The organism is Variovorax sp. OV084, from assembly GCF_900111625.1.
Classification (GTDB): Bacteria; Pseudomonadota; Gammaproteobacteria; order Burkholderiales; family Burkholderiaceae_C; genus Variovorax.
In genome coordinates this window covers 134,083-146,744 of sequence record NZ_FOII01000014.1, presented here as the reverse complement: position 1 = coordinate 146,744, position 12,662 = coordinate 134,083, and the positions used below count along the sequence as shown (strand labels likewise).

The following is a 12,662-nucleotide window of genomic DNA, read 5'->3' as shown; positions in this document are numbered from 1 at the left end:
CGCGGCGACAAGCTCTATCACGAGCACATCTACTGGGACCAGGCCAGCGTGCTGGTGCAGGTGGGCCTGCTCGATGCGAAGCTGCTGCCCGTGGCCGGAGTCGAGACGGCGCGCAAGCTGCTCGACGAGACGCTGCCGTCGAACACCCTGATGCCGCGCTGAAAACGACACGGCTTTTAGAATGCCCCGGTGAGCGCCCTCCCCACTTCCATCACCCCCACCGAACGCCGCCCGATCCGCGAACTCCCCGACGAACTGATCAGCCAGATCGCTGCCGGTGAAGTCGTCGAGCGCCCCGCATCGGTGGTGCGCGAGTTGCTGGACAACGCGCTCGACGCGGGCGCCAGCCAGATCACGGTGCGGCTGGCCTCGGGTGGCGTGCGGCTGATCTCGGTGGAAGACAACGGCCTGGGCATTCCGCGCGAGGAACTCACGGTGGCCCTGCGCCGCCATGCAACCAGCAAGATCGCCAGCCTCAACGACCTCGAGACGGTCGGCACGATGGGCTTTCGTGGCGAGGCGCTGGCCGCCATCAATGCGATTGCCGAGCTCAGCATTCTTTCGCGCTTCACTGGCTCCGACACGGCCTTCGCGCTCGATGGACGCACTGGCGAGCTGCGGCCGGTGGCCCGCTCCACCGGCACCACGGTCGAGGTGCGCGAACTGTTCTTTGCAACACCCGCGCGCCGCAAGTTCCTGAAGACCGACGCCACCGAGCTGGCTCATTGCATCGAGGCGGTGCGCCGTCATGCGCTGGCACGGCCTGAGGTGGGCTTTTCGGTGTGGCATGACGGCAAATTGGTCGAGCAGTGGCGCGCCGCCACCACGCGCGAGCAGCGGCTGGCCGATGCGCTGAGCGACGAGTTCGTGGCGCAGAGCGTGGCCGTCTATCGCGAAGGCGGCCCGGTGCGCGTGGTCGGCCGTGCCGGCATTCCGGATGCGGCGCGCTCGCGTGGCGACCAGCAGTTCTTCTACGTCAATGGCCGCTTCGTGCGCGACAAGGTGCTGTCGCATGCGGTGCGCAGCGCATACGAAGACGTGCTGCACGGCCAGCGCCAGCCGATTTACGCGCTGTACCTGGAGATCGATCCGGCGCGGGTCGACGTGAACGTGCACCCGACCAAGATCGAGGTGCGCTTTCGCGACGGGCGTGAGGTGCATCAGGCGGTGCGCCATGCCATCGAGGACGCGCTGGCGGCCCCGCGTGCCGGTGATGCAGTCGCGCCAGCGGGTGCGGCACCGCAGCCATTTTTCAAGCAGACCCCGCTGCCGTCGAACGCCAGCTGGGCTCAGCCCGCCATCAATTTCACGTCGCAGGAGCGCGGCGCCGGCGATTTCGAGGCGATGTGGCCCCGGCGCAGCGAGCAGCCGGCGCAGCATGCGGCGGAATCGACCGCATCGTCTCTTTGGCCCCAGGCCAGTGCGGCGGCGGCAACGTTCCAGGCCCCTGTCGGGCTGCCCGTGGCCGCGGCAAACACGGAGGCTGCCGCCCTCGCCACCAACGAACAAGCCTGGCCGCTGGGCCGCGCGCTGGCGCAGCTGCAGGGCATCTACATCCTGGCCGAGAACAGCCAGGGCCTCGTGATCGTCGACATGCACGCGGCGCACGAGCGCATCGTCTACGAGCGGCTCAAGACGCAGCTCGACGGTGCGTCCATCAGCAGCCAGCCGCTGCTGATTCCGGCCACTTTCGCGGCCACGCCGCAGGAAGTGGCCACGGCCGAAGCCTGCGCCGAGGTGCTGCCGACGCTGGGCCTGGAAATAACCCCCTTCTCGGCACGCACGCTCGCGGTGCGCGCCGTGCCCGGAACGCTGGCCGACGGCGATCCCGTGGAGCTGGCGCGCAGCGTCCTGGCCGAACTGGGCCAGCACGACGCGAGCACGGTGGTTCAGCGTGCCCAGAACGAATTGCTGTCCACCATGGCCTGCCACGGGGCGGTGCGAGCCAACCGCAAGCTCACCATCGACGAGATGAACGCACTGTTACGTCAGATGGAAGCAACAGAACGTTCGGACCAGTGCAACCACGGCCGGCCGACCTGGCGCCAGCTGTCGGTTCGCGAGCTGGATTCGCTGTTCATGCGCGGCCGATAGGGCAAATCGGCGCTTTAAGCCTTTTTTCTAGGGTTTTCCGCAGTCATCGGGATTGCGGGCACGCACGTTGCATAGGCTCGGTAAAGCGCCTGTGAGCGTTGTTTCGGGGGGTTACCAAGGTGCAGTGTCGGCGCACCAAGGTGAAAGCAGGTGAACTTTTCCGCCGACTTCGCTGTCCCTCAACCCCATGATGAAACGCTGGACCCTCCTCGCGTCTGTCCTCTCGCTTTGTGCCCTGCTGGCAGCCGGTTGCTCGACGCTCGACGAACAGCAACGCGAATGGATCTTCCAGCCCAGCGACCGCAGCTGGGGCAACACTGCCTCCATGACCCAGGGCATGGAAGACGTGTGGATCGATTTCCAGTCTTCCCTCACCGGTGAGCCCGCTCGCCTGCACGGCCTGTGGCTGGGCGGCGCGCCCGAAACCACCGACACCCCCGTGATGCTGTACCTGCACGGTGCCCGCTACAACGTGGCCGGCTCGGCGCCGCGCATCCAGCGCATGCACGAACTGGGCTTCTCGGTGCTGGCCATCGACTACCGCGGCTTCGGCAAGAGCTCCAAGGGCCTGCCCTCGGAAGAGTCGGCCCGCGAAGACGCCCGCGCCGCCTGGACTTGGCTGGCCGCGCGCCACCCCAAACAGCACCGCTACATCTTCGGTCACTCGCTCGGCGGCGCCATCGGCATCGACCTGGCGGCGCATGTGAACGACGAGAGCGGCACCATCGTCGAGAGCACTTTCACCTCGATCGCCGACGTGGTCAGCGGCTTCAAGTGGGGCTGGCTGCCCTTCGGCCCGTTCATCACGCAGCGATTCGAAGCGATCAACACGGTCAAGGACATCGGCTCGCCGCTGCTGGTAGTGCATGGCACGGCCGACAGCCTCATCAACCCGACGCTGGGCCGCAAGCTGTATGACGCGGCCACCGTGCCCAAGCTGTTCGTGCTGGTCGAGGGTGGTTCGCACCACAACACCAATTCGATCGGCGAGGCGCAGTACCGCGCGGCGCTGACGCAGCTGTTCCGCATGAAGCCGGAGAGCATGGTCGCCAGCAATGGCGGCGCGGCGAACCGGCCGCAGCCACGGCTTGCGCCGCCCTCCGCCGCGCTTGCGCCGCAGGATGTGCGGGGCGAGGTGCGCGCGCCGGCACCGGCCGCCATCTAGGTTTCGTCCGCGCGCCCCGTCGTCAAGCCAGGTTGAAGGGCAGCTGGCGCAAGGGCTTGCCCGTCAGCCGTGCAATGGCGTTGGCGAACGCAGGCGCCAGTGGAGGCAAGCCGGGCTCGCCCATGCCGGTGGGCGCATCGGCGCTGGGCACGATGTGGATATCGAACTCCGGCATGTTGGTGATTCGGGCTACGGTGAAATCGCCGAAGTTGCTCTGCTGCACGACGCCGTCCTTCAACGTGATCGCACCGCCGGACAGGCACGTCGACAGTCCCATCACCGCCGCGCCCTGCACTTGCGCCTCCACACTGCGCGGGTTGACCGCCAGGTTGCAGTGCACGCCGCTGGTGACGCGATGCAGCACCGGCTGGCCGTCCTTCACTGAAGCTTCCACCACATAGGCCACCACGGAGTCGAATGACTCGTGCACGGCTACGCCCCAGGCACGACCGTCCGGCAGCTGCTTCTTGCCGTAGCCGCTCTTGTCCACGGCCAGTTGCAGCGCAGCGCGGTGGCGTGGGTGCTTGTCTGCGAAGAGCTGCATCCGATAGGCCACCGGGTCCTGCTTCGTGCTGCGGGCGATTTCGTCGATCAGGGTCTCCATCACGAAGGCGGTGTGAGTGGAACCCACGCTGCGCCACCACAGCACAGGCACGTTGACCTGGGGGTGATGCACCGTCAGGCGCATCGGCAGCGGGTACGGATCGCGCATGCCCTCGGTGGCCGTAGCGTCGATGCCGTCCTTCACCTGGAATTGCCCGAACACCGTGCCCGTGGTGATCGACTGGCCGACGATGGCGTGGTCCCACGCCAGGATCCTGCCGCGCTCGTCGAAGCCGATGCGTGCGCGGTGCAGATGCATGGGGCGGTAGTAGCCACCCTTGATGTCGTCTTCGCGGCTCCACAGCAGGCGCACCGGCGCGTCGAAGCCGGCGGCACGCGCGGCCTTGGCGATCTCGCAGGCCTCGACCACGAAGTCGCTCGTGCCCACGAAACGCCGGCCGAAGCCGCCGCCCGCCATCTGCACATGCACCGTCACCTGCTCGGGCTCGAGGCTCAGCACGCGCGCGGCGGCGGCAGCGTCCAGCCCGGCGCACTGGGTGCCGACCCAAAGCTCGGCGCGCCCATTCGACAGCTTGACAGTGCAGTTCAGCGGCTCCATGGGTGCGTGAGCGAGATAGGGGAAGACGAACTCGGCTTCCAGTTGGCGAGGCGCGGTGGCCAGCGGTGCCATGTCGGCGTCGAACTTGCGTGAGCCTGGGCGGCCGGCCAACTCGCGGTACTGCGCCAGTTGCTTTTCGGTGTCCACCTTCTCGACGGAGGCCGTGTCCCACTGCAGCTTCAGCGCGTCGCGGCCCAGCTTGGCGGGCCAGTAGCCATCGGCCACCACGGCCACGCCTTCGGCGCCGCGGTCCAGCGGCACGCGCAGCACGGCCTTCACGCCCTTGACGGCGCGCGCCGCGCTGTCGTCCACCGAGGCCAGGCGAGCGCCGAACACCGGCGGATGCGCCACGACCGCCGTGAGTTGACCGGGATGCCGCACGTCGATGCCGAAGTCCTGGCGCCCGCTGCTCTTGGCGCGCGCGTCCAGGCGCGTGGTCGGACGGCCGATGATCCGGAAGTCCTTGGGATTCTTCAGCGTGACCTTCTCCAGCACCGGCAGGGCCATGGCAGCTTCAGCCAACTCTCCGTAGCCCAGCTTTCGGCCGCCCGGGCCGAGCACCATGCCGGCCTGCGTGCGCAGCGTGGCCACGTCGGCCTTCCAGCGCGCCGCTGCCGCCGACAGCAGCATGGCCCGAGCACGGGCACCCAATTCGCGGTACTGCGTGAAGCTGTTCTTGATCGAGTGGGAGCCGCCGGTCATGTTGATGCCGAAGAGCGGATCGACGTAGGCGGCGTCGTTCGAGCCATTGCGGCTGCGCACCAGGGCCCAGTCCGCGTCGAGTTCCTCGGCCAGGATCATTGGCAAGCCGGTCTGCACACCCTGGCCGAATTCCAGCCGGTTGATGGTCACCGTGACTTCGCCGTTGGAAGCGATCTGCACGAAGGCCGATGGCTGCTGCGTCGGCTTGAGCGCGCCAGCCGCCTGCGCCGCACCGTCGGCCTGCGCCATGGCCAGGTGAGGAAAGGCGCCGAGCGCGAGGCCGCCAGCCCCGGCCATCTTCAGGAAGCTGCGGCGAGGCAGCGTGGCAGCTTCGCCGGTCAGACCTTGGGCCATCAGGCGCTGCATGGCGCGCGGCAGTTCGCGGTAGTCGATGTTGGGCAGCATGGCGGCTCCTTCAAGCGAGGGTCTTGGCCGCATCGGCCACGGCGGCGCGAATGCGGGCGTAGGTGCCGCAGCGACAGATGTTGCCGACCATGGCCGAATCGATCTCCTCCGCGCTGGGCTGCTTGCCTCGCGGCAGCGATTTGAGGAAGGCCGTCGCGCTCATGATCTGACCGCTCTGGCAGTAGCCGCATTGCGCCACGTCGTGCTTGACCCATGCGGTGTGCACGGCTGCGCCGACCCGATCGCTGCCGCTGGTCGTTGCTTCGATGGTGGTGATCTTCTTGCCCTCGGCGGCCGAGATGGGTGTGATGCACGAGCGGATGGCCTGGTCGTCCAGATGCACGGTGCAGGCGCCGCACAGCGCCGCGCCGCAGCCGAACTTGGTGCCGGTCATGCCCAGCGTGTCGCGCAAGGCCCAGAGGATGGGAGTGCCGGGGTCGGCGTCGACCGTGTGTTCACGGCCGTTGATGTGGAGCACGCTCATGTTCGGTTCTTCCTAGGTAGTAGGTTGGATCGGATTCACTTGGCCCCGTCGAGCACCCATTGCGCGAGCGACTGCACGTCGGCATCGGGGATCTGGGTTTGCGGCGGCATCGGCATCGCGCCCCACTTGCCCGAGCTGCCGGCCCTGATGCTTGCAGCCAGCTGCGCGGCAGTTCCCTTTCCTTCGCCGTACCTTGCCCCGATGTCTTTCCAGGACGGACCCACCACTTTGGCTGTGGCCTGGTGGCATGCGACGCACGCGTACTTCCGCGCCAGCGCCTGGCTGGCCACTGCGCGTGCCGGCCACGCGACGACGCTCACGCCAATACCCAGCGCCACGACGAGGGAAGCGGCAAAGGAACGCTGGACAGCTGCGGTGCGATCGTTGGTCATTGCTGTCCCCGGTCGTCGTGGGCAAGAGACGTGGACAGGCCTCGATGGGCGCCCGCCTGCGCAAGCAGCGCGTTGGCCTTGGCCTCGAAGGTCTGCACGGCATCGGCACCTGCGGCGAACCGGGCCGGCGGCTCTTCGAGCGCGGCAAGCCGCACGATGGCGTCGGCGAGCTTGGCGGGGTCGCCGCCCTGCTTGCCGCTCATGCTGCTCCAGGCGGCAACGGTTTCCCTGGTGCGCTCGGCGTAGTCGTCGATGTTCGGCTCGGCGAAAGTGGTCGAACCGGCGGTGAGCAGCTCGGTGCGGAAGAAGCCCGGCTCCACCAGCATGGTGCGTATGCCGAAGGGGGCAAGCTCAGGAGCAAGCGACTCCATCCATCCTTCGACGCCAAACTTTGCCGCGGCATAGGCAGTGCAGAACATTCCGCCGGCAATCCCGGCGGTCGAAGAGATGGTGAGCACCCGACCCGAGCGCTGCTTGCGCATCATCGGCAGCACGGCGCGGGTGACGTTCATCGGGCCGAACAGCAGCGTCTCGATCTGGTTGCGGACCTGCTCGGGGCTCAGCTCCTCGAAGAAACCGGCGTAGAAGTTGCCTGCGTTGTTCACCAGGACGTCGATGCGCCCGAACTTCGCGATGGCGGCCTCCACTGCTGCCTGTGCGTCATCGAGGCGGGTAACGTCGAGCTTGACGCTCAACAGGTCTGCATGGGGGCCGATGGCCGCAGCCACCTTCGCGGGGTCGCGGCCAGTGGCCACGACGGCGTGGCCTGCGGCCAGCGCTGCCCTGGCGATGTCGACGCCCAGGCCCCGGCCTGCGCCGGTGATGAACCAGATTTTCTTGTCGGTCATGGGAATGTTCCTTTCGGTTGGTGCCAGTGTCTGCCCAGGAACCGTCGACCCGTTTGCCGAAAGCGCGCGTGTTCTTGCCTGAAACGATGAGACTGCGCCAGAAATGCGGACCGAGCGAAATGCGCGAGCTAGACTTTGCCGGAGCACCCCGAAAGGATTCAAATGGAAGCGCCGCAGCTGACGCAGCAAAGCGAATCGGCCGTCCTGAGCGGCTTGGCCAAAGCGGTCGGAAGCATTGTCAAAAATGACGGCGACTTCATCACCGCCATTCCCGAACTCTCGCTCCACCGTCGCAGCGCCACGACCGAGCCTGTTCATTGCATCTATGGCTTTGGTGTGGGCATCACTGTCAGCGGGCAGAAGCGGGTTGCGCTCGGCGAGGAATTCTTCGACTACGCCGCTGGGCAATCGCTGCTGACCACGGCCGACCTTCCCGTCGTGGCGCATGTCACCCAGGCCAGTGCCGCGCGGCCTTTTCTGGGCATCATGCTCAAGCTCGACTCTCGCGCCATCGTGCAGGCGGCAGCCGAGATGGCGTTGCCCCAACCGACAAAGGACTATAGCTATCGAGCCATGTCGCTCGGCGATCTCGATCCGACACTGCTCGGCACAGTGACGCGGCTCGTCGAGCTGCTGGCCGAGCCCAAACTGATTCCCCAGATCGCTCCACTGCTTCAGCAGGAAATCGCCGTTCGCCTGCTCGCCGGGCGCCATGGCCAGCAGTTGCAGCGCCTCGTGGCAGTCGGCTCTCCAGGCCAGCAGGTGGCGCAGAGCATGGCCTGGCTCAAGATGAATTTCACGCAGCCTGTGCTGGCGGACGAACTGGCCGCTTCCGTGCATATGAGTCCATCGACGTTCCGGCAGCACTTCCGTGCCGTGGCGGGCATGAGCCCCATGCAATACCTGAAGCAGCTGCGCCTGCAAGAGGCCCGGCAACTGATGCTGAACCAGGGCATCGATGCCGGCACCGCAGGAGTGCGCGTGGGATACGAAAGCGCCTCGCAGTTCAGCCGCGAATACGCCCGTCTGTTTGGAGCGCCGCCGCTGCGCGACATCAAGCGGATGCGGGAAACGACCTGAGCAAGACCCGCGCTGCAGACCGGCGCGCGCCATTTGCTACCCTCGGCGCATCATGTTTCCCAGCCCCGCACCGGCCGCCGAGGCCGCTCCCCCGGCATCGCCCGCCGCTGCGCGTTCCGGTCCGCCGCGCTATGTGGCGCTTGCCGGCCCCACCGCTTCGGGCAAGACGGCCGCCGCATTGGCGCTGGCGCGGCTGCAGCCGGTCGAAATCATCAGCGTCGACTCGGCACTGGTCTACCGCGGCATGGACATCGGCACCGCCAAGCCCACGGCCACCGAGCAGGCTGCCGCGCCGCATCACCTGATCGACATCCTCGATGCGCGCGACAGCTACAGCGCGGCCGCCTTCGTGGCCGACGCCACGCGGCTCATCGGCGAGATTCGCGCACGCGGCGCGCTGCCGCTGCTGGTGGGCGGCACCATGCTGTATTTCAAGGCGCTGTTCGACGGCATAGACGCCATGCCCGCGGCCGACGCCGCGGTGCGCGCGCGCATCGACGCCGATGCCGCCACGCTCGGCTGGCCCGCCATGCACGCGCGGCTCGCGCAGGTCGACCCGGTCACTGCCGCGCGGCTGGCGCCGCAGGACAGCCAGCGCATCCAGCGCGCGCTCGAAGTGTGGGAGAGCAGCGGCCAGCCGCTGTCGAGCTTTCATGCGAGCGACAACAAGACTGCCAGCGCAGTCGAAGGCGGCGTGCTGTTCTCGCTCGAACCGACCGACCGCGCCTGGCTGCACACGCGCATTGCCGAGCGCTTCGATGCGATGCTGGCAGCCGGCTTCCTCGACGAAGTACGCGCACTGCGCGCGCGCGGCGACCTGTCGACCCACCTGCCCTCGATGCGCTGCGTCGGCTACCGGCAGGCTTGGGAAACGCTCGACGCCTGCGGCGACGCCGCGCCCGACGCCAACGCCATGGCCGATCTGCGCGAACGCGGCATCGCCGCCACGCGCCAGCTTGCCAAGCGGCAGATCACCTGGCTGCGCAGCATGCCGCAACGCACCGTGATCGCCTGCGACGCCCCCGACGCGGTGCAGACCGCCGTTCAACTGATCTCCAAGACCACTCAATCCGGATGACACTGCGCATTTCCAACCTCGGCAAGCACTACGGCGATGCGCCTGTCTTCGAGAACGTGACACTGGGCGTCGAGCCCGGCGAATTCGTCGCCATCGTGGGCGAATCGGGCGTCGGCAAGTCGACGCTGCTCAACTGCATGGCCGGCCTCGACAGCTGGGACCAGGGCACGGTGACGCACGACGGCACCGACATCGGCGCGCTCGACGGCGAAGCCTGCGCGCTCTGGCGGCGGCGCCACGTGGGCTTCGTGTTCCAGGCCTTCCATGTGCTGCCGCACCTCGACGTGGCGCAGAACGTATCGCTGCCGCTGATGCTGCTGGGCCAGCAGAAGGACAACGACGGCCGCGTCGCCCACATGCTCGAAGCGGTGGGACTGCCCGGCATGGGCGCGCGGCTGCCGCAGACGCTGTCGGGCGGTCAGTTGCAGCGCGTGGCGATTGCGCGCGCGCTGGTGCACCGCCCCGCCCTGCTGCTGGCCGACGAGCCCACGGGCAACCTCGACCCGACCACCGCCGCGAAGGTGATGGAACTGCTGATCGGGCAGACCCGCGAGCATGGTGCGTCGCTGGTGCTGGTGACGCACTCGGAGAGCGCGGCCGCCCGCGCGGACCGCCTGCTGCATCTGCGCGCCGACGGCATCGCCACCTGAGACTTCCTGGCTACGCCCAACGCCATCGCCAAGTCCGGCAAAAGTTGGCAGAAACAGCGCCGGATTTTTGAACCTCCAAGACGGGTGCTCATAGCATTCGACGGCCCGTAGCCAAGCCACCTGCGAACACACCGACGCCTGCAGTTCATCTGCTTCAAAGGCATGGTGGTCCCGCGTGCTCAGCCAATTCATAAAACGGCTTTGCAATGCAATCAGGGGGATCACTCATGCTCGACAGAAGAAACTTCGTTCTAGGCACGCTCGCTTCATCGGCGCTAGTCGCCTGTGGCGGGGGCAACGACACCGCTGCCAACCAATGTTCATCAGCGCCGGCCGCCTGTGGTGGCGGCAACAGCGGCAGCAGCAATAGCGCCGCTGCCAACCGATACCGCCAGGCCAATTTGCTGGCCAGCCACACCCGCTACGGCGCTTCCTTCACGGAGCCGGAATTCATCAACGGCTGGGGCATCGCCATCCGCCCGGCCGGTGCCGGCGGCCATTTCTGGGTTGGCGGCGGTGGCATCTCCTGGCAATACCTCGGCGACGTCACGCGTTCGGCCGACCCGGCATTGCGCGCACTGCACCAAGACGGCCTGCGCGAAGTGACCGTACCGGGCTCGGATGCCAGCACGAGCGACGACAGCGCAGGCAAGGTCACCGGCGTCGTGTTCAACGGCGCGGCCCTGACTTCGGACCTGTTCCGGGTGCAAGGCCAGCCGGCCGGCGAGCGCACGCTGGACGGTTCGGCGCGCTTCGTCTTCGTCACCAACAGCGGTAGCGTCAGCGCCTGGACCGAGCGCGATGCAGACAGCGGCGCCATCGTGCGCATGGACGGCCCGGCCGTGGAGGTCTTCAACGGTGCCGATCAGGGCATGGCCTTCTTCGGCGCCGCCATCCACACCGGCCGCTGGGACCGGCTGTGGCTGGCCGACTTCGGCGCGCAACCGCAGATACGCACACTGGACGCGCAGTGGCAGTTGGTGCCGACGCAGGGCTTCGCCAACCCCTTCGCGAGCGGACCGGCAGGCGCGGCACGGCCGGGCGACCCAGTGCCTTTCAACATCCAGGTGGTGAACGACGGAACCCGGGACCGGGTGTTCGTGCTGTATGCGATCAGCCAGGCCGGCCCAGCCGAAGCGCATGCCTTCCACGCCGGCGAGGAAGATGCGCTGGATGCCGCGGCCGAAGCCGCAACGGGCAATCGCCCCTCGCGCGGCAGGCTCGCCGAATTCGATCTGGATGGTCGTCTGCTGCGCGTCTATGCGGATGACGGCCGGCTCAACGCGCCCTGGGGCGTGGCCATTGCGCCCGCTGACTTCGGCGCGCTGTCGGGCTTGCTGCTGGTCGGCAATTTCGGCGGGGCGGGCCGCATCTGCGCTTTCGATCCGGCCAGCGGCCAGTATGTGGACGACTTGCGCGATGCGCAGGACCGGCCCGTGTCCATCGCCGGCCTCTGGGGCCTGCAGTTCGGCAATGGCGTGGCGCTCGGCGACAGCAATGCGCTGTACTTCGCGGCCGGGCCGCAGGACGAAACCGAAGGGCTCTTCGGTTCGCTGCGCACGGCCTGAAGCCTTATGTCTGCGGCGCGAGGAAGGTCGCGTAGCGCGACAGGTCGACGTTGCCGCCGCTGATCACGATGCCCACGCGCTTGCCGGCAATCGCCTTGCCCGCAGCAATCGCACCCGCGAAGGCGAGGCAGCCTGTCGGCTCCACCACCATCTTCATGCGCTCGGCAAAGAAGCGCATCGCATCGACGAGTTGCTCGTCGGTAACGGTGAAGATGTCGTCCACGTCGCGGCGGATGATGCCGAAGGTGTACTCGCCCAGATGCTGCGTCTGCGCGCCATCGGCAATGGTCTTCGGCGTTTCGATGTGCACGATCTTCCCCGCGCGAAACGACTGCTGGCCGTCGTTGCCCGCCTCGGGCTCCACGCCGTAGACCTTGCAATCAGGCGCCAGCGCACGCGCCGACAGCGCCGAGCCCGACAGCAGCCCGCCGCCGCCCAGGCACACGAACAGGTGGTCGAGCGGCCCGGTTTCCTCGATCAGTTCCTTCACCGCCGTGCCCTGGCCCGTGAGCACATCGGGGTGGTCGTAGGGCGGGATCATCGTCATGCCGCGCTCCTGTGCGAGCTGCTTGGTCAGCGCCTCGCGGTCTTCGGTGAAGCGGTCGTACATCACCACTTCGGCGCCGTAGCCCTTGGTGGCGGCGACCTTGGCGGCTGGTGCGTCTTTCGGCATCACGATCACGGCCGGCATCGACAGAAGGCGCGCCGACAGCGCAATGGCCTGCGCATGGTTGCCCGATGAAAACGCAATCACGCCGCCCTTGCGCTGCGTGGCATCGAACTTGGACAGCGCATTGAACGCACCGCGGAACTTGAACGCACCCATGCGCTGGAAGTTCTCGCACTTGAAGAAAAACTCGGCGCCCCAGCGCTCGTTGGCGGTGGTTGAACGCAGCACCGGCGTGCGGTGGGCGTGGCCTTCGAGCCGCGCGGCCGCGGCGATGACGTCGTCGTAGGTAGGTAGTTGCATGTGTCCGAGCTTAGCGGCGGCTTGCAAATTTTTGCAGCCCCGATGGGTAAAAACCCGGGATACG

Annotated in this window: 11 protein-coding genes and 1 pseudogene; 7 read left to right on the top strand and 5 right to left on the bottom strand. The window is 67.5% G+C overall.

All coding sequences use genetic code 11. From position 1 onward, the window contains the following. From BMW87_RS34820 to BMW87_RS26685, 3 genes and pseudogenes are all read left to right on the top strand, one after another. Positions 1-162, top strand: a pseudogene (locus BMW87_RS34820) (dienelactone hydrolase family protein); the annotation flags it as partial. Between the two features lie 27 nt (positions 163-189). After that, positions 190-2,094 (top strand): DNA mismatch repair endonuclease MutL, encoded by a 1,905-nt coding sequence (gene mutL / locus BMW87_RS26690; protein ID WP_093080001.1) that lies wholly within the window; start codon positions 190-192, stop codon positions 2,092-2,094. A gap of 187 nt (positions 2,095-2,281) precedes the next feature. Further along, a complete protein-coding gene (locus BMW87_RS26685; protein WP_093079998.1) occupies positions 2,282-3,259 on the top strand; it encodes an alpha/beta hydrolase in 978 nt (325 codons plus the stop codon). A gap of 22 nt (positions 3,260-3,281) precedes the next feature. On the opposite strand, the gene BMW87_RS26680 is transcribed toward BMW87_RS26685, so the two are convergent. From BMW87_RS26680 to BMW87_RS26665, 4 genes are read right to left on the bottom strand one after another with little or no spacing between them, the layout of a single operon-like run. Next, positions 3,282-5,528, bottom strand: a complete 2,247-nt coding sequence (locus BMW87_RS26680; RefSeq protein WP_093079996.1) for a xanthine dehydrogenase family protein molybdopterin-binding subunit — start codon at positions 5,526-5,528, stop codon at positions 3,282-3,284. Between the two features lie 10 nt (positions 5,529-5,538). Beyond that, the gene (locus BMW87_RS26675) at positions 5,539-6,012 is read right to left on the bottom strand and encodes a (2Fe-2S)-binding protein (protein WP_093079993.1); all 474 of its coding nucleotides are present in this window, start codon (positions 6,010-6,012) and stop codon (positions 5,539-5,541) included. A 35-nt stretch (positions 6,013-6,047) separates the two neighbouring features. Beyond that, entirely contained in the window at positions 6,048-6,404 is a 357-nt protein-coding gene (locus BMW87_RS26670) for a c-type cytochrome (protein WP_093079991.1), read from the bottom strand. Continuing rightward, complete coding sequence (locus BMW87_RS26665) at positions 6,401-7,252, bottom strand: SDR family oxidoreductase (RefSeq protein ID WP_093079988.1); 852 nt, start codon at positions 7,250-7,252, stop codon at positions 6,401-6,403. Before BMW87_RS26665 ends, BMW87_RS26670 begins: the two co-directional genes overlap by 4 nt. A 162-nt stretch (positions 7,253-7,414) precedes the next feature. Here BMW87_RS26665 and BMW87_RS26660 point away from each other — a divergent pair, with 162 nt between their 5' ends. The 4 genes from BMW87_RS26660 (at position 7,415) to BMW87_RS26645 (ending at position 11,628) form a co-directional block, all read left to right on the top strand. After that, a complete protein-coding gene (locus tag BMW87_RS26660; RefSeq protein WP_093079985.1) occupies positions 7,415-8,332 on the top strand; it encodes an AraC family transcriptional regulator in 918 nt (305 codons plus the stop codon). 52 nt (positions 8,333-8,384) lie between these two features. Next, positions 8,385-9,410, top strand: a complete 1,026-nt coding sequence (gene miaA / locus BMW87_RS26655; RefSeq protein ID WP_177192848.1) for a tRNA (adenosine(37)-N6)-dimethylallyltransferase MiaA — start codon at positions 8,385-8,387, stop codon at positions 9,408-9,410. Beyond that, the gene (locus BMW87_RS26650) at positions 9,407-10,060 is read left to right on the top strand and encodes an ABC transporter ATP-binding protein (protein WP_093057810.1); all 654 of its coding nucleotides are present in this window, start codon (positions 9,407-9,409) and stop codon (positions 10,058-10,060) included. Before miaA ends, BMW87_RS26650 begins: the two co-directional genes overlap by 4 nt. A gap of 227 nt (positions 10,061-10,287) precedes the next feature. Then, positions 10,288-11,628, top strand: a complete 1,341-nt coding sequence (locus BMW87_RS26645) for a TIGR03118 family protein (protein ID WP_093079983.1) — start codon at positions 10,288-10,290, stop codon at positions 11,626-11,628. Positions 11,629-11,632: 4 nt separating this feature from the next. On the opposite strand, the gene BMW87_RS26640 is transcribed toward BMW87_RS26645, so the two are convergent. Continuing rightward, positions 11,633-12,598, bottom strand: coding sequence for a threo-3-hydroxy-L-aspartate ammonia-lyase (locus tag BMW87_RS26640; RefSeq protein WP_093079980.1), 966 nt, complete (start codon positions 12,596-12,598; stop codon positions 11,633-11,635). Between the last annotated feature and the right edge of the window lie 64 nt (positions 12,599-12,662).